Here is a 21,121-nt window from a genome sequence, read left to right as displayed (position 1 = left end):
TATCCCGTAAATTTACACAGAATATGCCACTATAAATAATATAAAACGATTATCCTAGAGAAATAATGTTATCGAATACCTTACCAGCGTCTTTAATTTTTTGTTCGTTCCCCATTGTACAAATATGATTATCCTTCAATACAGGTTCAACCACATCTGCTAAAGCAACGATATCCTCTGGCTTACAAGCGATAACTTGTTTACGGAAATTCACTTTATCCTCTAGTTTAGCACCGCTAAAATACATGCCCATCGCACGTGGACCACGCAATGCAGGAGTCATTGGTAAATCTAAAGAACTCATAGTACCGATAATATATTTACGCATCTCACGATCAGTCAATGTGAACTCACGAAGGTATTGAGGTAACTCTTTATATACATTTAATGTTTCTACCAAGTTTGGATCGCGATAGCTACAGAAAATCATATTACCATCGTCGTAGAAGTTTGCAAAGGCCCCGTAAGCACCGCCTTGTACACGAATACGAATCCAGAGATATTCATAACGTAAAATTGTTTCCAATACACTCATTGGACCTACATGTTTATACCCATGGTCTATAAAGTTACCACCTTGAGCTACATATTGAACCTTACCAGCTGTAACGATACCATCATTACCAGACAAACGTGTAATCTTTAATGTATCATTACTTAAGTCAGTAGTATCCCAAGTTTCAATCAATGGTTTCATGAGATTTTCAAAGGCTTCTAATTCGCCTTCTTCACCAACGAACATGATATCTACATTATTAGCACGGAAAATCTTACGAGCCACATCAGCTAATTTTTCTGGCAATAATGGTAATGCCGCAGGATTAGAAGCCAATTCGCTAATCTTTTGATAATAACCAAAGTTACCATTATCTCTAAATTTACCAACTGCAGATACTTGTGCCATAACACGTTGACTTACAATGGAGTTGCCACGACGAAACGCTTCATTATCCCAAATAGCTTTGCTTTCTTGAACAAGTTCAGTCAAGCGTCTATGGTCACTATAATCTGCTTTTTGTACTACTTCATTAATCAAACGGCATAAGTCAGGTAATTTAGAATGCAAAGCTTTAGCTCGAACAATCATGAGAGGTGTAAATTCATCTCGCTTACCATCTTTGCTAATAGCCGTAATATCTGAGCTTAAACCACCAAGATTCATATTGATATCTTTCGCCAATGCTTCATAGCCACGTTCAGATGTGTTGATACGACCGATAATATCACTTAGAATATCGGCATAGAACAACTCATCTTCTGTAAGACAACTTAAATTAAAGTAAAGACCTACATAGTTGATGCCTTTTGTGAAAGTAGGTACAAAATGTACTGTAGTATTGCCAATTTTACTTTCACGACGTTCTACTTCTTCAATATTAGGATTTAAATCTGATAATTCAAGCAATGGAATCGACGCTAATGCTTCGTCGCTATCTGGAGCCTCTTGACGAAGTTTAAGTCGTTTTGTTTGCTCTACAATCGCTTCGATTTCTTCTGGAGTCATCTTAGCTTTTACAGAAGCTAAATATTCTTTAACCTCTGCATCCTTGCGCTCTTGAAGACCACGTTCAGGATAAATAGAAACAAGCACTTTATGATTGTTATTTAAGATAGATTGACGAATTAAATCTTCAAAGTACGTACCGGATAAGCCCTTGCGAATATTCACTAATGCTTCTTCGTAGTGTAATAACTCAAGTGGGTCATTGTCATATAGCCAATTATCCATCATACGGATAACATAAGCAAGACCAATTGGGCGACCACCAAAGTCGCTTTCACGAAGTGCAAACTCAATGCTATTCAAGGAAGCTTCTAATAATTCTTTATCTAAACCGTTATCACAAAGTTCTTGCAATGTAGATTCCACAATACGCTGCAAGTCAGCTTGTTTATCGAGATTAGAACCAGTTGCTTGCACGGTCCACAAAGGTTGACGAATGCTATCAAGATAATAACCACTCACATCAGAGCCGATACCGGCTTTCACCAAAGCCTGTTTAAGAGGAGCCGCAGGAGATGTCAACAATGCATGTGTTAATACCTCAAAAGCCAAGCTATGCTCAGGAGTTACATCAGGTAACACATAGGCAAAGGAATGTAAAGTTCGGTTGTCTGTTGGCTCTTCAGAACCAACGCTATATGGATAACTTACCACTTTACCTTCCGTAAATGGCGTTTGTATACCAACCTCTGTATTAACCTCAATAGCATCAAAATGACTTAAGTACTCATCATTCAAAAATGCCAATTGCTCTTCAATATCCATATCACCATAAAGGAAGATATAACTATTGGACGGATGATAATGAACTCGATAGAACTCTTGGAACTCTTCATAAGTTAAGTCTGTAATATGGTCAGGATCTCCACCAGAATCAACACCATAAGTGGTATCTGGGAAAAGTTCACGCATCATTTGGCGTTCTAGAACGGAATCCGGAGAGGAATAAACCCCCTTCATCTCATTAAATACAACACCTTTATAGGTAAGTTCATCGTCCGCACTATCTAATTCATAATGCCAACCTTCTTGCATTACGATTTCCGCATCTTCACGAACGTGTGGATACAATACAGCATCAAGATATACGTCCATCAAGTTGTGGAAATCTTTATCATTCTTGCTGGCTACAGGATACATTGTTTTATCAGGGTAAGTCATAGCGTTTAAGAACGTGTTCAAAGATCCCTTAACAAGCTCAACAAATGGCTCTTTTAAAGGAAACTTACGAGAACCACATAAAACGGAATGTTCCATAATATGTGCAACACCAGTACTATTATGTGGTGTTGTTCTAAAAGCGATATTGAATACTTTATTAGAATCTGGTGAATCAATATAAATTAAACGAGCACCAGACTTTTCATGTTTCATTTCATAAGCGGTACCATTGATCTCATCAATGCGCTCAATGCGGTCAAGGCGAAAGCCAGAATAAACCTTATTTATTTCCATGCTGTCCCTTCTTTCTATACTAATATAATGATTTCTCTCTGAATAATTTATTATATCATATCGATGACTCTATATATAGATGTTAAGAATAATTATCGAATTATAAAACCCCATAGGCAAGTATTCCCATGGGGTTCATATTATTTATTATGTTGCATCTGCCACTTTTGATTGCGACGCAAGGTTAATAAGCCTTCTAACACGGCTTCGAATTGTATAAAACTCAATGTATATGGTTGATACATATCTGGTACAACCTTGTAAGTAATAGTAACCTCAGACTTATCGTAATCATAGAAGATACCATGTAAATTACTCATTGTTGTGTAACCAGTTTGAGCTTGTTCCAATGTTGGAATAGGCTGATTTTTTAGATTTCCTAGTAGATCGCTAATGAAACCTTCCTTACGACCTTGGTCATTGAGCATTTCATCCATAAAACTACGTAGACTATCCATGCAATGATTAACCTCGTTGATCTAACAATAAGCCATTATGAATTACACGAACAGCATCTTTTACACGATCTTCAGCAACAAGGCAAGAAATACTAATTTCAGAAGTAGAAATGATTTCAATATTGATACCTTCTTGGCTCAAAATATCAAACATTTGCGCAGCTACACCAGGCTGTCCTAACATACCTGCACCAATAATGGAAACTTTCGCCATTTTTTCGTCAATATTAACAGCTTCAATATCTACTGCTTTTTGTAATTCTTCTAATACTTCTCGAGCTAATACCACATCATCCATAGCTACTGTAAAGATAAGATCAGTTTTTGGTTCTCCTACGGAACGGATAGATTGAACAATCATATCTACGTCAACGTTTCTAGCAGCTAATGCTTTGAATACAGTCGCTGCAACGCCTGGTTTATTTTCAACACCTACAAGGGCTACTTTTGCTGTATTTGTATCATCAGCTACGCCAGTAATTACGTGTTTATTTGCTTCCACAGTATAATCCTCCCGAATAATAGTACCTGGTTTATCACTAAATGTAGAACGTACATGAATAGGTACACCATAACGGAAACCCATTTCTACGGCACGCGGTTGCATTACACCTGCACCAAGGCGTGCCATTTCAAGCATTTCGCCATACGTTACTTCTTCTAATTTGAAAGCTTCCTTCGCCACGCGAGGATCTGTAGAATATACGCCGTCTACATCCGTAAAAATCTCACATACATCCGCTTTCATAGCACCTGCCAATGCAACAGCTGTTGTATCAGAGCCACCACGGCCTAATGTCACCATATCACCATATTCAGTTATACCTTGGAAACCAGCAACTACTACAATTTTACCTTCATCCAAAGCTTCAAACACACGATTAGGATCAACGCCCAAAATGCGACCTTTATTAAACGTATCACTACTTGTAATACCTGCTTGATCACCTGTTAAGGATACAGATTCCTGACCACGTTCGTTAAAAGCCATTGCCATCAATGCAATTGTTACTTGTTCACCGGTAGACAACAAGCGGTCCATTTCACGACCATACGGCTTGGATGTAACTTGTTTAGCTAAGGCCACCAAGTCATCAGTTGTATCACCCATAGCGGATACAACAAGAACGATTTTATCGTCAGCTTGCTTCTCACGAAGAACGCGATCAACAATATTAAATATTTTTTCTGGTGTAGCTACGGAACTACCACCAAATTTTTTAACGATTAAGGCCACAATAATCCCTCATTTAACTATGTTTACTAAATATCAATATGCATATACTTTACCACAAACAAATAGCACTGTAAAGGGATGTACAGCAATTAATCCACTGGAGTGATACAAAACTCCTTTTTATGCGGACATTAAAAATCAAATAATATGTCTATAATATTATGAATATGCATTAAACAATCCTAACATGTATTAGCCATAATGCCATTAAATATCTACTATTAAAAGTTTAACTTTGCCTCATTATTAAACTATGTGAACACATAGATATACAAAAAGACCAGCCCTAGGACTGGTCTTTATTAGTTGTAATAGTTAATTAAGCAACTACGATATCTTTTTCGGATTCCCACAAACCGTGGATATTGCAGTAGGAAACAGCGATCAATTTACCAGATTTTTTCAAAGCTACTGCTAAAGTACCTTCAGAAACTGCTGCTACAGGACCTTCGTTTGCAGTTGCACCGTCACCATGAACGTTGAACTCGATAGCGCCAACTTCGAATGGTAATTGAGTACCTTCAGCTACGAAGTACAATTTAATCCAATCAATGTGATGTTCTACAGTGTTTGGATGTGCAATGTCTTTACCTACGGATAAAGTAACGTGGAATGTTTCACCTGCTTTTACAGTGTCAACTGTTTCGATAACAGGAACGTGTTTTTCAGTAGCGAAATCGCCAGATTTAATGTAATCATGTACAGCCATAGTTAACCTCCTGGTTAGTCTTATATACATACTTAATGTCAAGAATATTGAGCACCTCTGTGCTTATGACTATATTATACATTTTCGATATAGTTTTAGCAAGTTCTTTTTCGATTTTTTTCGATTTTTTTGAATTAAATCAAAATTCTATTCCTTTAGCAGCTTTTATGCCCTTTTCATAAGCATGCTTTACTACCTTCATTTCTGTTACAGTATCCGCCATATCAATGATTTCAGGTTTAGCATAACGCCCTGTCAAAACAACATGAAGTCTTTTTGGCTTATTGTTAAGCATTTCCACTACAGAATGCACATCGATAAGCTCATAATTAATGGCATTATTTATTTCATCCATAACAATTAGATCCCATTTATCGGAGTTTACTTCCTCTACTAATGTACGCCAAGCGGCTTGTGCTGCTTCTTTGTGGCGAGCAAGCTCAGCTTCCCCTACTTCATCCCGTTTATAGTAAATAAAGCCTTTTCCCATAGAGCGAATTTCAACTTGATCACCTAGTTTAGCGAGACCTGCCAATTCACCATAGCCATTGCCGCTCTTAATAAATTGTAATATAAGAACCTTAAAACCTTGTCCAACAGCACGTAGAACAACGCCTAATGCTGCTGTTGTTTTACCTTTACCATTCCCTGTATTAACTAGAATTAATCCATGTTCTTCCATAATAGCTCCTTTAATACGAACTGTCCTGCAGAATGTAATTATGATAACACATAGTCATATAAACCTATTAAATACATTTATACATCTATTACTTTTGGGCTTTATAAGCAGCACATGTATCAACAAAATGTTGTGCCCCTTCATCAGAGCCAGCAAAGTTCAAATGTAAGTAAGAAGCTAATACATTTTTTGTTGCATAGCCGCCGTCATACGATTGAGGTTTACGGCCTCCTTCTAAATGAAAAGCCCATGGGAAGTCATCTATAGTTGGCTCCATTGTAGAGAAATGGAACTCATGACCACGAATAGCTGTATTCATAGCGCCTAATAAAGTATCTCTCTTTGCAGTTGCTGTAACATACCCCACCTTTTGAAGCTTTTGTTGCATCACACAATTGGCAGGTACAATACCTACAGTTTTATATACAGAGCCTTCAAAGTCATGAATGCTTTCACAAAGATACATAAGGCCACCACATTCGGCATAAATAGGCATACCTTGTGCATTAGCTTGGCGGATAGATTCCTTCATAGACTCATTGCTAGATAACTGGAATAAAAACATTTCTGGAAAGCCACCCCCAAATACAAGTCCGTCTACATCGGGAATTACCGAATCATTAAGCGGACTAAAGTAAACAAGCTCAGCCCCTTTTTCCTCTAACGCAGCAAGACTAGCTGGATAATAAAAAGAGAATGCCTCATCATAAGCTACACCGATTTTCACACGTTTTTCAATGGATTTAACATCTATAGCATCTGGTAGTTCGATAGTTGGTGCATTGGTAGCAATTTCCAATAGTGCATCGAGATTTACCATCTTCTCAACAGCTTCTCGAATCGTATTAATTGCCTCTGTTGGATCGATTTCAGTAACTGGTGTAAGTCCTAAATGACGCTCTGGAGAATGCATACGATCATCACGATAAATGGCACCAATAACAGGTACACCGATTTTATCCATCCCTTCACGAACCATACGCTCATGATTGGCTGAGCCTAAGCGGTTCAAGATGACACCACCAAAGTTTACCTCTGGGTCATAGTCACGGAAGCCTTTTGCAATAGCAGCTGCACTTTCACCCATAGCCTTGCAATCGATAACAAGCACTACTGGTGCATTTAACTGTTTAGCAATTTGAGCAGTAGAACTCACACCTTCTCGACCACCATCGTAAAGGCCCATAACACCTTCAATAATAGCAAGGTCTACATCATGTGCCATTGTAGCAAAGAAAGGAGTCAACTTGTGAGGTGGCACAAGCCACGTATCTAAATTATAGCTGTCACGGCCGGATGCAATTTTATGAAAGCCCGGATCAATATAATCCGGGCCCACTTTAAAAGATTGCACCGTACGTCCACCATTTGTATAAGCGGCCAATAAGCCCGCTACGATAGTTGTTTTACCAACACCAGAATTGGTGCCTGCAATGACAACACGTGGAATCTGTACTGTGTTCATAGATATTACCTCGTAATACGACGTATTTGTTAACGATCCTTGCGTTTTGCAAGAATTGTAGATAAGTAGTTGAGTCTAGTATCTTTTGGTATATTATCTAAACCTACGAATACTTGCTCATCAGGCAAACCTACACGGCTAATCATAACCGCATCATCTGCCATATTATGTTTAATCAAGGTTTCTTGTACTTCATCAAAGTTTTTATATACCTTCATGATAACTGCATCATCTGCAACAGCCAATACAGCATCGATTTTTTCTTTAGGCGCTGTAGCTGGAACGATGGCCAATACCTCTTCCTTCTCTACAATTGGGTAGCCAAGATGAGATCCGATTGCACAGAATGCAGTCACGCCAGGAATTGTTTCAATTTCATGACCTGTATTTTCAATCAAACGGTATACATACATATATGTGCTGTAGAACATAGGATCACCTAATGTTAAAAATACAACACTTTTACCTTCATCTAAGTAAGACAAGATAACGCGTTTAGCCTCTTGCCAGCCTTCCTCTTGCGTAGAATCATCCAACACCATTGGGAATACTACGGGAACGATTTCTGTATGTTCTTGGATATATGGGGATGCGATATCAAGGGCTACGGAACCATCTTTTTTTTCTGTTTTAGGTGTGATGATAATATCTGCTTCACCTACGATGCGAGCAGCTTTCACAGTCATTAATTCAGAATCGCCAGGGCCTACGCCAATACCATATAATTTACCTTTCATGGGTATCTCCTATTCTTATAGTCACACTTTATTTATAATTGCAATATCTTTTATTATAACCAATTTATACAATATATACAAAGATACTATTTAATATTTGGAATTGCAGGACGATGTGGGCTACGTTTGCCATACAAATCATCGATACAATCTTGCACATGTTGACGGAAAATATCATGAATCGCTTCATATTCACCTAGAGCACTATGAATTGGTTTAACCGCATATCCTGCTCCAGAAAGTTCATTAACAACACTATCCTCTTCGTCACCAAATAAATCATTTTGTGCATGATCCCCGAGTACCAATAATAAAGGATGTACATAAATTGTTTTTGGACGTTTACCATCAAGCCATTCCCAAGGCATTGCTACATCTGACACATATGGTGCGTTTTCAAGTACAGCAATACGCACATTCGTAAGTCCATTACGGATTAGCTTAAACTGTAAATTACCATATGAAGAATTGCCAGAACCAAGACCTCCATGACCGACCAATAACAAACCATCATCTTTGGAAATATTAAGAGATTTAATGAAACGGTCAATCAAGATTTGGTAATCATCTGGGTGCTCTTCTTGTCCCATATAGTATACGAGAGGTCTACCTACACGCAATACTTCGAGTTGACCTTCACCTTCATGAGCAAGGATATTATTTTTCAATTTATCGAACTCTTCACCACCGGTGAAATGAAGTGGCTGCACATATACATGTGTATAACCTTCTCGAATTAGTTTTTCTAACGCCCCTTGTTCAGTAGGAATCTCAATACCACGCTCACGTAAGCGCTTAACGATGATACGAGAGGAAAAAGCTAATTCTACAGTATAATCCGGATACGATTTACGAATATGTTCTACTACGGAATCGATATTATGTTCACGAGCACTGTCCACAGTGGATCCAAAGGCAACAACTAAGATAGCTTGTTTCATGAATGTCTCCTTATATTAACTAATAATGTATCTTAATCATACCATAGACCATTCTATAGGGGCATACCGTGGTACGTATAAAATAGAAATTATTCTTATCTTTCATGGTAAATGTAAAAATCCTCCTCATTGGATGTCCAACAAGGAGGATTTTTATTAATGTGAAAGAGTGGAGTGTTGTATGTCTAATTATGTAATAGCAAATATCAAGAAATCAAACCTTGCGCTTCCAAGCGAGAATTTGTCATGACAGGTTTTACGGATTCTCTAGGCATGGGCCGCTTCCGATCAGACATGCGAATAGCTTGACCTAAATGTTTCAAGAATAAATCTTGTACATGTGGGTTTTCCCCGAGTCCTTCATTCCAAATGTCAACATTGTAGCCTTCCTCAGCGAGTAAAGCATAAATGGAATCGGAGCGTTCACCGCCAAGGTAATCCATTAAATGTGTAGAACCTATGAGAGCCAATGGTACAACTAATAAATCTTTATGCCCCATACGATCCAAGAAAGTAAGAGCTTGTTTGAATGTAGGGAAACCATTTGTAGTAAATACTACTACGTTTGGCGCTGCTCCATACATAGCTTTTAATTGCAATGTACTGAACTCTAATTGATTTTGACCATTCGCCATGAGCACAACAGATTTATTAAGTGCTTTTGTATTAACGTGACGAACTATGCTTTCTAATGTTGCTTCATAATCATCGGCATAATTTTTTACACCTAAAGAGGTAAGCAATGGTTTACCAATATTTACCTGGCTAAAACCATATTCATTGCTATGTAAAAATTTTAATGCTTGTTTGCGCATTTGTTGGTAGCACTGATCTGCCACCAAGGTAATAGGTTGAATGTACACCTCATCAATACCCATACGAGCGAAATCTTGCATAGCCTCTGTGAAAGAAGAAATCTTATCTTCGTATTTCTCATTCCACTTCTCTACTAATGCATCAGATAAGAATACGCGGCGTACCTCCATATCACTATACATGGAACGTACTTTTTTCTCTATACTGCCAATGGATTTCTCCACAGCATCTTGGTAAATTGATCCAAAGGATGCAATAATTATGCCTTTCATATGTGACCTCCATATTACTCATACATGAAACAACTTTCACAATTGAAAATTGTTATCAACTACTATGTAATAATAGTACAAGATTAATCTATAGAAGTCAATGAGAAAAAATATCAAAATTAATATTTATAACGATTAATTTAATTGTAGTAATATTATGGGGCCCCATCAAAATAATCCTAAATAAAATTACTTATATATTCACATATTCATATCCTTATAACCAACAAGAATATAATTATAAAATGTACTATCATACTTTATTCATCACATTAATTTATTAATAATCTCTCAAATCCCTTATACTTCTAGGGGTATAGGGTTTATTGACACCTGTTTTCCGCTTTGTTACGATTGAAATAAGGTTATATATATGCGATGAATCCATAGTTTTCAAATAATAGAACTATGTAAATAATTGCATATTAGTGTAGTTATAGTTATAGATAGGAGTATAGAAATGAAAAAACAATTAGCTTTAGCATCCGCTATTCTAGGTCTTGCAGTATCCTTTGGTGCACCAGTTGTATCTAATGCTGCATATCAATTAAATGAGGAAGTAAAAGATCCTACACCAGCATTGAAAGAAGCCGCTGCAATTGGTGTTCGTACACATAATACAGAAGCTTTACAAAACTTGCCAAACAAAGATGCTATGGTTGTTATGAGCTTTGGTACAACTTATAAAGATACTCGTGTGAAAACAATCGATGCTACTGTAGATGCTATTAAGGCAGCACACCCAAATACTAAAGTGATAACTGCTTTCACAAGCCATATTATTCGTGATCGTATCCAACAAAAAGAAGGTATAACATACCCTACACCTGAAGAAGCTTTAGCTGAACTTAAAAAAGATGGTTACACTCGCGTTGCATTGGCATCTCTAGATGTAATTCCTGGTATGGAATATAACTACGATGCAGCAGTATATAATTTATACAAAAATGATTTCAAAAAAATGACACTCGGTACTTCTCTTATGTACTGGATGGGTCAAGAAAACCAAACTGACCAAGTTATTGAAACATTAAAAGCTGTTCAATCCCAATTCCCTAAATTAGGTAAAGAAGATGGTCTTCTTATCATGGCTCATGGTACTCCAGATCCTTCCAATGCATACTATTCTGTAATTCAAGACCGTATCCATACTCTTGGCATGAAAAATGTATTCATCTACACAGTAGAAGGTACACCAAATCTTGAACAAGTTATCCCTCAATTGAAATTACATGGTATTAAACATGTTACATTGATGCCTTTCATGATGGTTGCTGGTGACCATGCAAACAACGACATGGCTGGTAACGAACCAGATTCCCACAAATCCATTCTTGAAAAAGAAGGCTTCAAAGTTGACACTTACATCCATGGTTTAGGTGAAAACCAAAACATCCGTAACTTATTTGTTGAACGTGCTAACGAAGCTTGGGATGCATTAGAAAAATAATCAATATAACTAAGATCGTTATTGCATATATAACATTCATAGGAGTACATCATGAAAAAACTACTACTCGGTAGTATCGCTTTGGTTATGATTGTACTAGCACTAGCTGGGTGTGGTAAAACCACATCCAGCTCTTCTGCTACTACGAAGGAATTGACCTTTAATGGCCAAACCTATACTGTACCAAAGGATCCACAAAAAATTGCTGTATTATCTAATTCTGTTTTATCTATGATTTATGCTGTCGATGGTAAGGCTATTAGCCGTGCCAATACAACGGATAAACTAGCACCAGAGTTAGAAGCTCTACCAGCTCTTGGTCAAACTGCAAATATCAACATGGAACAATTATTAGGCTTGAAGCCAGATGTAGTATTGGGTTTAGTAAATCAACATAAAAAATATGAATCCCAATTACAAGCTAATAATATTCCAACCGTACTTTTTGATTACGATGGTATTAAAGATAATGTACCAATGTTAACATTTCTTGGTGAATTAACTAATCATCAAGATAAGGCTAAGTCTGTTATTACTACCTATGAAAACAATATTACCAAGGTAAAAGATGCAGTTAAGAATCAACAACCTGCACGTGTTGCCGTGTTACGTGCCACAGGAAAGGGTGTAACTGCCGAAACTGATGAAGCAGTTACTGCATCAATGGTAAAAGAACTAGGTATGACAAATGTTGTCTCCTCTCACCTAGATGGCACAACCAAGGACAAAACGGTCCCTTACTCTCTTGAAACATTGACAGCAGATAACCCTGATATTATCTTTGTTGTTACAATGGGTAAAGAAGAAGAAATTACCAAAGCTATGAAACAAGCTATGACAGATAATCCTGCATGGGCTAATTTAAAAGCCGTACAAAATAACCGCGTAATATACTTACCATCTAAACTATTCCTATTAAACCCAGGTCTACAAACACCTGAAGCTATGGCACGTTTAGTTAAAGAAGCATACGGTATTAATGTTACATTCTAATATATTACGTCATGCGAAAGAGGGCATCCCCCAAATAGGGAATGCCCTCTTTTTTATTAGTATCAAGCTACTCAACTAATCCTTTTACGCGTACATATTTTTTATTATCAAATGTATCAAGTTGTACATCTACAGAGAATACATCTCTAAACAATTCATCCGATATAATTTTACTTGTCTCTCCTGACGTTACTAAATGACCCTCTTTTATAATAGCCATATAATGTGAATATTGAACCGCCTGTGTTAGTTCATGAAGTACCATGAGAACGGTTAAATCTTGTTCCTTATTTAATCGTTTCAATAACTCCATAATTTCTAATTGGTGATTAATATCTAAATATGTTGTTGGTTCGTCTAAGACTAATAATTTTGGTTGCTGTGCTAGCGCCATAGCAATCCAAACGCGTTGCCGTTCACCACCAGATAGGGATGGGATTAATTGTTCTCGCAAATGATTCGTTTTTGTGATATCTAATGCATAATCAACGATTTCACGATCTTCTTTAGCCGTGTTTTTCCACCATGTTTGGTATGGATACCGTCCGCAATATACCAATTCTTCTACAGTCATATCCTTTGGCATATTCGGTACTTGTGGCAAAAATGCCATTTGCCGTGCCAGATGATTTTGAGAATATGATTGTAACGGTTTATCAAATATGGTAATACATTCATGAGGACTATGGATATAACCAATCATAGATCGTAAAAGCGTACTTTTACCACAACCATTAGGCCCTATTAATGTCGTAATTTTACCAATAGGTACCGATACATTAATATCATGTAGAATATGACGATTACCAAGAGTTACGGATAACTGTTTTACATCAATAGCAGTATTCATTAGTTATCCCTCCTCAAGAGATACAAGAAGAACGGCGCTCCAAAGAATGCCATAATAATACCCACTGGTACCTCTATAGGGCTCCACATAACACGTCCTATTGTATCACTGACAACAAGAACTAGGGCGCCTAATAATGCGGATCCAGGCAGTAAATATGCATAGTCGTTACCGATTATAAGACGTAACATATGGGGAATAACCAAACCTACAAATCCAATAAGCCCAGCTATACTTACAGCACCAGCCGCTAAAAGAGCCGCCACTGCAGTCATAATAAACCGTGTTTGTTCTACTTTAAGGCCTAATCCCTTTGCAGTTTCATCACCTAAACTTAAAATGGTAAGTCGTTTAGCTCCTAAACAGGCAAACATAAGGCCAACTATGGCATATGGAAACAGCACTTCTACTTGAGGCCAACTGCGTGCAGCGAGTCCTCCTACCATCCAAAGCAATGCCCCTTGTACACGATCACCGTAGAATACAAGTAGTGCTGAAATACCTGAGCCTAAAAAGGCTGCGACCGCAACACCAGCTAAGATAATACGACTAGGTCGCACTCCATTTTTCCATGCTAATGCATACACCATGAGTGCTGCAGCCATAGCACCTAAAAAGGCCACTAAAGGAACTATATAATCATATCCAGGAAATAAAATAAATATGATAACACCAGCTAGTCCTGCACCAGAGGATACCCCTACAATCTGTGGATCTGCTAGGGGATTTTTCATAACTGCTTGCAAAATTGCACCAGATACAGCTAGACAAGCCCCCACTAACGCGGCTACAATATTGCGAGGCAATCGAATATTCCAAATAATTTGTGAAGATGTGTCAGTTAGCTCACTAGACCATAATGTATGCCAAATCTCAGCTAATGATACGGGTGTTGATCCCCAAATAAGAGATATAATCATGCTCATAATAACGGCGATGATTAAGATACAAATCACTGATACACGAAATAATTTTCGTTCATTACTAGATGCCATATGAACCCCCTCTCAAAATTAACTATATTATAAGAAATTTAATATAGTATAATTATCGTGTTTAGCTAATTTATGTTTAGCTAATTATTGTGAAAAATATATACAGTAAAACCCGAATCGCAAAACTACTAAAACACGATTCGGGTTTTGTATTATTTAGATTCTTTACCTTCTACAAAAAGCATGTCATTGCGTTTTACGTCTGTGTAAAGCAATGCATTACATACGGAGGCAGCTATTGGGCTACCCCCTTTGTTGCCTTTTACAGTGATGTAAGGAACTGGAGATACTTCCATTAAATAGTCTTTGGATTCTGCAGCGCCTACAAAGCCTACAGGGATACCAATAATAAGAGCTGGTTTAATGCCTTCTTCAAGAGCAAGGCGCAACACTTCATACAATGCAGTTGGTGCATTACCGATAGCAACGATTTGTCCTTCTAGTTGTTTACCAAAGGTACGCATAGCCGCAATGGAACGAGTTACACCTAATTCTTTAGCCATTTTAGCTACATTTTCGTCTTTAATTAAGCAGTGCACTTCATTGCCGCGAATTTTAAGAGCTGGCTTAGAAATACCTGTGCGAACCATTTCTACATCTGTATAAATGTCTGCACCATTATCCAATGCTTCAATACCTTTTTGAACAGCATCAGGGCTCATTTTTACGAGTTGAGCATATTCGACATCACCAGACGCATGTACTGTACGAGATACTACGCGCACTTCATCATCTGTTAAGCCTAAATCCTTTACATAATCATAAATGATTTCCATGCTTTTATCTTCAATAGCTTTAGGATTTTTAACGTAATCCATTCGTTTCCTCCCATAATTTAAAGAATTCATCATTTGATGATACCACGTGACTTTCAAGTTTAACACGCGGACGATCGATAACAATAACATGGATACCAAGATCCATAGCAGCTTGTAATTTTGTATCTGCACCACCTACAAGACCAGAGTTTTTCATAACTACAACACTAGCCTTTGTATCGTGGAACATGATGCGGTTCATATCATAAGAAAATGGACCTTGGACAGCAACAATGCGCTTAGGGCTCACGTTGAGGTCTTCCATCATTTGTAACACCTCTGCGGTCGGCAAAATACGTGTCCATACTTCACAATCTTGTAAAGCCTCAGATTTAGCAAAGATGTGCATTGTCTTACTACCTGTGGTCAAATACACATGTTTGTTATTTTCCTTTGCCAGTTTACCAGCTAAATTAGCTGCTTCTACCTCATCAACTACAATATGCAATTTATCATAGTCTGGTAATGGTACCTCTTTGCGTTCAAAACGAACAAAAGGAATACCTTCAGCTTTTGCTGCATCTTGAGCCGTAGCTGTAACAATAGCAGCATACGGATGACTTGCATCGATTAATAAACGTACATTATGTTTCTTAATCAAATCCTGCATAGCCTCTTGGTCAAGACGGCCCGTATGAACAGTAATTCCCTTATGGGCGGCAAGCTCTGCCCCATACTGACTCACAACAGTAACGAGAACCTCTTCACCTGTCCGTTCTTGAATATCTACCGCTAAGGTACGACCATCTAAGGTACCGGCGATGACCCAAATCATAATTTGTAGCCTCGAGGTGTAATCATGCGGCCATTTTCAACATAGGTTTGGCTATTACCGATAATAACAAGTGTTTGCATATCCACTTCTTCTTTTGTAAAGTTTTCAAGGTCAGAAATTACCATATGTTGACCTGGGCGTCCTGCTTTTTGCACGATGCCAACAGGTGTTTTTGGGTCGCGGTATTTAAGAACGATTTCACGAACTTCATCTAAGTGAGTAACACGTTTTTTACTGCGCGGATTGTACAAGGAGATAACCATGTCACCTTGTGCACAAAGATCAGCGCGTTTTTTAATTAAATCCCATGGAGTCATCAAGTCACTGAGAGAAATAACCGCAAAGTCATGCATCAAAGGTGCACCCAATACAGATGCTGCTACATTTACAGCACTAAGGCCAGGTACGATATCTACGGAAGGGCGTTTTTCTGCTGGTACCTTATTAGCAAGTTCCAACACAAGACCTGCCATGCCGTACACGCCAGAGTCACCAGAGGATACTACAACTACTTGATGGCCTTCTACCGCTAAATCAACGGCTTGTTGGCAACGATCGACTTCTTGCATCATGGCAGTACCTACAGTTTCTTTACCTTCAATGAGGTCTTTGATCAAGTCAAGATAAGTCAAATAACCTACTACGCGGTCAGCTGCTAAGATGGCTTCGCGTGCTTGCGGTGTCATAAACTCTTCATCGCCAGGGCCTATGCCGATTACTTTGATGTTACCTGTGCAATGGCTACCGTTGTTTTGGGATAAATTGTTTTGTGCTGTATTAATGTTCGGCTCTTGGCCGCTAGTAATGCTGTTGTCTCGCATACGTTTCCTACTCCTATAGTTCCTTTTACAAAATTAGATTCTTTTAATTTTTCTTCTTCAATAAGTGGTGCCATCTCGTCCTGTGTATAGAACACGATAGGCCACCCCATAATTTCCATAGCCTCCAAGAGGCCTACTTCATCTTGTTTAACAATTACCGATGCTGCCGTTACAAGGCTTTTAGGTGAAAGTTTATGCGCTGCTAGTGATTGTTGTATGGCGTCAAGAATCAATTCCTTTGGCGTATCTCGGCGACAGCCAATGCCCATCGTATACGTACGAGGACGCAAAATCAATTGATGTCCATACTCAACAATTACTTTATCTGTAATTACAACTCGAGATGATCCCTCTTCGGAGCTTTCATTCTTACATGGCATAGAATCAAGTTGCTCTAACGAAACAACATGAACCTTACCATGTTCACCAATATGATCTTTCGCAGATTCTTTTAAATGCTCTGCATTAGATAAGCTCTCATCAATGTAATAATCAACCCGCTCGCCCCCAACAATGGCAGAGTTCACATTGATTAAGGTTTGAAAATCATCTACCAACAGATGCTCGTGGCGCGCTAACACATCAGGCGCTGGCAATCCGTTTACATCCGTTGCAGTTGTAATAACAGGGTCCGCATCGATGGCCAGTGAAATGGACTGTGTCCATTCGTTGGCACCCCCAAGGTGACCAGATAATAAACTGATTACATGGTGCCCTACTTCGTCCATTACGACTACCGCAGGATCCTTAGATTTATGCTCAATATACGGTGCAATCATGCGCACTACAATACCGAGTGCCATGATGCATAATACTTGATCGTAATCCTTAAAAATCTGTCCGATATGGCTTTTGAGGGAATCAAAATAAATAGCCTCACCACCAGAAGGACGGTTTTCTTTTTCAAAGCAATCTGCATGAGGTGCCACCAAAGACTTGATGCGTTGACCTAGCTTTGCACCTCGTTCAGATACAGAAAGAATAGCCGTTCTATTCTTCTTAGCTCCCGTCGTAGGCACAACAGTTTCTAGTTCTTTCATTATACTAGTCCTTAGCACTGCGGTACATATGAGCAAAGCCTTTATCATAGAGTTTAGACAATTCGTATTCACTATCTAATACATGGCTTACAACGATCATAGCTTGGCGCAATACGCCTTCTTTAGCTACGATGTCCGCAATAGTTTCCAATGTGCCACGAATAATACGTTGGTCTGGCCAAGAAGCTTTTACCACGATAGCCACTGGAGTCGTTTTGTCATAACCGCCCTCGATGAGTTCAGCTACAACCTTATCTAACATTTGAACGCTAAGGAAAATACACATTGTCGCTTCATGAGATGCTAACATGCGCAATTTTTCCTTTGGAGGCATCGGTGTACGACCTTCCATACGCGTAATAATGACTGTTTGAGATACATTTGGCAATGTATATTCTTGTTTCAATGCCGCAGCTGTAGCAAGGAAAGAGCTTACACCTGGTACGACTTCATAAGAAATCCCCATGCTAGCAAGTGCATCCATTTGCTCTTGAATAGCACCGTAAATAGCAGGGTCACCTGTGTGAAGGCGAACTACGCTTTTACCAGCCTCAACAGAAGCTTTCATAACAGCCAATACCTCATCAAGGTTCATAGTAGCACTGTTATGAATTTCACAGCCTGGTTTACAAGCCTCTAAAATGGCAGGGTTTACCAAGGAACCCGCATAAATTACAACATCTGCCTCTTGCACTAAACGATACCCTTTGCGAGTAATTAACTCAGGATCCCCAGGGCCTGCGCCTACAATATATACGTCAACCATATTACTCTCCTTCTGCGATACGCGTTGCAGATACAATGAAAATTGGACTCAATGGGTCTAACAAATGGTAGGGACCAGCCTTGCGGTAACGACTGATGGACATTTGGTAACCTTCATACGTGAAAGGACGACCTTTCAACTCTTTAAGGATTGTATAGCCAGTTTCCATCGTTACAGCAGTTACAACTAGACGGCCACCTACTTTTAACAGACGTTGCGCCTCGTCCATGATGCCTGTCATGCCACCAGCGCTACCACCGATGATAACCGCATCAAGCTCAGGCAATTCTTCCATGCCTTCAGGAGCTTTAGACTTGATGACAGTCATATTATTAACATTGAATTTCTTCATATTCTCATTGATAAGATCGATGCCTTTATCAAATCGCTCAATCGCATATACATGCCCTTTAGGAGCCGCCAAGGCTGCTTCAATAGAAATAGAGCCCGTACCAGCGCCTACATCAAGGACAATGCTATCCTCCTCGATGCGTGCCTCGTTCATAACGGCTTTGCGAATCTCGCATTTTGTCATCGGCACGTCGCCGCGGATAAATTCCTCATCGGGAATTCCGAAAAAATGTCTCATCCTAGTACCACCATTACAGAATGACCAAAGCCTTCAAGCTCAGTTAACACCTCTAGCGTGGAGTCTACAATTTTTTCATCATCATAACTCAAACGCTCTAAGGCTGCTGCTCTCGTTTCTTTTGGCCAACCTGCATCTATTAAAATACGCGCAATATGCGCTGGATTATATTCAGGATCCGTCAAGAATCCCATCTTTTTACCTGCTTCATATACGAGTTTTTCGGGCGCCGGTTGACGACCGTGAAAGCTCATTAAATCCGCATCATGCCATACCTCATTAAGACGGGCAAAAGCAAAGGTCATAGAGCTAATGCCTGGCACCACCTCAATAGGGTTAGCAGTAAATTTTTTCTTTAAATAGGGCAATAAGCTATAATAGCCTGTATCGCCACTAACCATAACTACAACGTCATGGTTGTTGAGCTCACGCTCAATTTGCTCCGCTAATACGCTGAGCTTACCTGTTACAGGATATGTAGTTTGGCCAGGCTCTTGAAAGTCCTCTAAAGAACGTTCACTGCCTACCAATACTGTAGCATGTTTAATTAAATTAAGGCCTCTAGGCACCACATAATCAGGATTACCCGGACCAATGCCTACGATATACAAGGTATGTGCCAATGTTCAAGTTCTCCTATCTCTTTTGCATGCTTATCCATTGCCAAAATCTCGCCTTTTAAGGTCGTAATGATGATCCCTACCTCAGCTTCGTTAGCAATATAGCGCTCACTACGTAGAGATGCACGATCTACAACTCGTTGGTATACACCAGTCAATCCTTCTCGCTCCAAGATAGGAAATGTAGACTCTGTGGTTTGGCAATTAAATAACTCTTCACACACCTCTTGGGATGCTCCTTCTAAAGCAGCATAGGCCACGATACTTTCCATACGGCCATCACTCATGCGATTATGAGTATGGAAGCTACCACTAGCTAGTTTGATTAACTTACCGATATGACCGATAATTAAGATTCGCTTAAATCCAATCTGTACAGCCTTTTCAAGCATAAATCCGATAAAGTTACTCGTTTCTGCCATTTGGTTCTTATGGATACCCAATACTTGCTCTGCAAGATCTTGACCAATACGCCCCGGTACGAGAACAGCTGTTTCACATCCGTTAGCCTTCATAACTTTCAACTGTGGCACTAACGAGTTCTTAAACCCTTCTTCACTCATAGGCTTAACAATACCGGTGGTACCAATAATGGAAATGCCACCTTCGATACCAAGTGTATGATTTAATGTTTTCTTGGCTAATACCTTACCATTAGGAACACTAACGGTTACCGTTACACCTTGACCATGGACACAATGTTCTTCAAAAACTATTTTCATCATTGCCCGGGGCCCTGGATTGATAGCCGGTTCTCCTGGCGGCATAGCAAGACCTGGTTTCGTTACAGTACCTACACCAAAGCCAGCTCGAAATCGCAGTTCACCAGTATCATCAAGGGTCACTGTCGTTTCCACATCATTACCATGAGTTACATCAGGATCGTCACCGCCGTCTTTCATGACGGTTACCTTCGCCTCTATATCAGATATAACCTCTACCGCTTTAATAGGAACCTCAATATATTGACCTTGAGGGTTTTCGATGACCACTTGGTCCACAATATTCTTATCTAAGAGGGCCAATAAACCAGCTTTCATACCTGCCGTAGCACATGAACCTGTGGTATATCCACCCTTCATGTCCTCCACTTTCATAAGGCCTCCTACACTGATAGTATTAGAAACT

At 39.0% G+C, this 21,121-nt stretch carries 21 protein-coding genes; 2 read left to right on the top strand and 19 right to left on the bottom strand.

Translation table 11 applies throughout. The features are described 5' to 3' along the window. Nucleotides 1–49: 49 nt before the first annotated feature. The 9 genes from E7A03_RS00900 to E7A03_RS00860 all read right to left on the bottom strand — a co-directional run bounded on the left by E7A03_RS00900 (nt 50) and on the right by E7A03_RS00860 (nt 10,276). The gene (locus E7A03_RS00900; protein ID WP_316073578.1) at nt 50–2,959 is read right to left on the bottom strand and encodes an insulinase family protein; all 2,910 of its coding nucleotides are present in this window, start codon (nt 2,957–2,959) and stop codon (nt 50–52) included. Nucleotides 2,960–3,099: 140 nt separating this feature from the next. Then, on the bottom strand, nt 3,100–3,417 hold the full coding sequence (locus E7A03_RS00895) for a hypothetical protein (RefSeq protein WP_004696238.1): 318 nt from the start codon (nt 3,415–3,417) through the stop codon (nt 3,100–3,102). Nucleotides 3,418–3,424: 7 nt separating this feature from the next. Continuing rightward, nucleotides 3,425–4,654, bottom strand: coding sequence for an aspartate kinase (locus E7A03_RS00890; RefSeq protein WP_004696945.1), 1,230 nt, complete (start codon nt 4,652–4,654; stop codon nt 3,425–3,427). Nucleotides 4,655–4,973: 319 nt separating this feature from the next. After that, nucleotides 4,974–5,363 (bottom strand): class II SORL domain-containing protein, encoded by a 390-nt coding sequence (locus E7A03_RS00885; protein WP_004696242.1) that lies wholly within the window; start codon nt 5,361–5,363, stop codon nt 4,974–4,976. A 139-nt stretch (nt 5,364–5,502) separates the two neighbouring features. After that, nucleotides 5,503–6,045 carry a cob(I)yrinic acid a,c-diamide adenosyltransferase gene (gene cobO, locus E7A03_RS00880; protein WP_004697311.1) on the bottom strand — a complete coding sequence of 181 codons (543 nt, stop codon included), beginning with the start codon at nt 6,043–6,045 and terminating at the stop codon, nt 5,503–5,505. Between the two features lie 88 nt (nt 6,046–6,133). Further along, the gene (locus E7A03_RS00875; protein WP_316073577.1) at nt 6,134–7,510 is read right to left on the bottom strand and encodes a cobyrinate a,c-diamide synthase; all 1,377 of its coding nucleotides are present in this window, start codon (nt 7,508–7,510) and stop codon (nt 6,134–6,136) included. 29 nt (nt 7,511–7,539) lie between these two features. Then, nucleotides 7,540–8,247 carry a precorrin-2 C(20)-methyltransferase gene (cobI, locus tag E7A03_RS00870; protein WP_195394683.1) on the bottom strand — a complete coding sequence of 236 codons (708 nt, stop codon included), beginning with the start codon at nt 8,245–8,247 and terminating at the stop codon, nt 7,540–7,542. Nucleotides 8,248–8,333: 86 nt separating this feature from the next. Then, on the bottom strand, nt 8,334–9,188 hold the full coding sequence (locus E7A03_RS00865; protein WP_024061918.1) for a sirohydrochlorin cobaltochelatase: 855 nt from the start codon (nt 9,186–9,188) through the stop codon (nt 8,334–8,336). 206 nt (nt 9,189–9,394) lie between these two features. Then, complete coding sequence (locus E7A03_RS00860) at nt 9,395–10,276, bottom strand: sirohydrochlorin cobaltochelatase (RefSeq protein WP_004696252.1); 882 nt, start codon at nt 10,274–10,276, stop codon at nt 9,395–9,397. 460 nt (nt 10,277–10,736) lie between these two features. Between E7A03_RS00860 and E7A03_RS00855 the strand changes: the two genes are divergently transcribed. Together E7A03_RS00855 and E7A03_RS00850 are read left to right on the top strand one after the other, a co-directional pair. Beyond that, nucleotides 10,737–11,726 carry a sirohydrochlorin cobaltochelatase gene (locus tag E7A03_RS00855; RefSeq protein WP_004696254.1) on the top strand — a complete coding sequence of 330 codons (990 nt, stop codon included), beginning with the start codon at nt 10,737–10,739 and terminating at the stop codon, nt 11,724–11,726. A 51-nt stretch (nt 11,727–11,777) separates the two neighbouring features. After that, nucleotides 11,778–12,719: an ABC transporter substrate-binding protein gene (locus E7A03_RS00850; protein WP_195394682.1), complete on the top strand. Its 942-nt coding sequence runs from the start codon at nt 11,778–11,780 to the stop codon at nt 12,717–12,719. A gap of 67 nt (nt 12,720–12,786) precedes the next feature. On the opposite strand, the gene E7A03_RS00845 is transcribed toward E7A03_RS00850, so the two are convergent. The 10 genes from E7A03_RS00845 to cbiD all read right to left on the bottom strand — a co-directional run bounded on the left by E7A03_RS00845 (nt 12,787) and on the right by cbiD (nt 21,090). Then, a complete protein-coding gene (locus E7A03_RS00845) occupies nt 12,787–13,569 on the bottom strand; it encodes an ABC transporter ATP-binding protein (protein ID WP_008714162.1) in 783 nt (260 codons plus the stop codon). Then, nucleotides 13,569–14,564 (bottom strand): FecCD family ABC transporter permease, encoded by a 996-nt coding sequence (locus E7A03_RS00840; RefSeq protein WP_008714164.1) that lies wholly within the window; start codon nt 14,562–14,564, stop codon nt 13,569–13,571. The genes E7A03_RS00845 and E7A03_RS00840 overlap by 1 nt, the downstream gene beginning before the upstream one ends. 152 nt (nt 14,565–14,716) lie before the next feature. Then, nucleotides 14,717–15,382: a precorrin-8X methylmutase gene (locus E7A03_RS00835; RefSeq protein WP_004696261.1), complete on the bottom strand. Its 666-nt coding sequence runs from the start codon at nt 15,380–15,382 to the stop codon at nt 14,717–14,719. Continuing rightward, entirely contained in the window at nt 15,369–16,157 is a 789-nt protein-coding gene (gene cobK, locus E7A03_RS00830) for a precorrin-6A reductase (RefSeq protein WP_128114217.1), read from the bottom strand. The genes E7A03_RS00835 and cobK overlap by 14 nt, the downstream gene beginning before the upstream one ends. Beyond that, complete coding sequence (cobJ, locus tag E7A03_RS00825; protein ID WP_004697003.1) at nt 16,154–16,843, bottom strand: precorrin-3B C(17)-methyltransferase; 690 nt, start codon at nt 16,841–16,843, stop codon at nt 16,154–16,156. The genes cobK and cobJ overlap by 4 nt, the downstream gene beginning before the upstream one ends. Before the next feature lie 29 nt (nt 16,844–16,872). Next, on the bottom strand, nt 16,873–18,018 hold the full coding sequence (locus E7A03_RS00820; protein ID WP_195394681.1) for a cobalt-precorrin 5A hydrolase: 1,146 nt from the start codon (nt 18,016–18,018) through the stop codon (nt 16,873–16,875). 4 nt (nt 18,019–18,022) lie between these two features. Next, complete coding sequence (gene cobM / locus E7A03_RS00815; RefSeq protein WP_012864529.1) at nt 18,023–18,784, bottom strand: precorrin-4 C(11)-methyltransferase; 762 nt, start codon at nt 18,782–18,784, stop codon at nt 18,023–18,025. Nucleotide 18,785: 1 nt separating this feature from the next. After that, nucleotides 18,786–19,373: a precorrin-6Y C5,15-methyltransferase (decarboxylating) subunit CbiT gene (gene cbiT, locus E7A03_RS00810; RefSeq protein ID WP_009351736.1), complete on the bottom strand. Its 588-nt coding sequence runs from the start codon at nt 19,371–19,373 to the stop codon at nt 18,786–18,788. Next, nucleotides 19,370–19,996 (bottom strand): precorrin-6y C5,15-methyltransferase (decarboxylating) subunit CbiE, encoded by a 627-nt coding sequence (gene cbiE, locus E7A03_RS00805; protein WP_316073576.1) that lies wholly within the window; start codon nt 19,994–19,996, stop codon nt 19,370–19,372. The genes cbiT and cbiE overlap by 4 nt, the downstream gene beginning before the upstream one ends. Further along, entirely contained in the window at nt 19,972–21,090 is a 1,119-nt protein-coding gene (gene cbiD / locus E7A03_RS00800; protein ID WP_215675539.1) for a cobalt-precorrin-5B (C(1))-methyltransferase CbiD, read from the bottom strand. The genes cbiE and cbiD overlap by 25 nt, the downstream gene beginning before the upstream one ends. Between the last annotated feature and the right edge of the window lie 31 nt (nt 21,091–21,121).

The sequence above is a fragment of the Veillonella parvula genome (genome assembly GCF_032472435.1).
Lineage (GTDB): Bacteria > Bacillota > Negativicutes > Veillonellales > Veillonellaceae > Veillonella > Veillonella parvula_N.
This window is presented reverse-complemented; position numbering and strand designations above follow the sequence as displayed.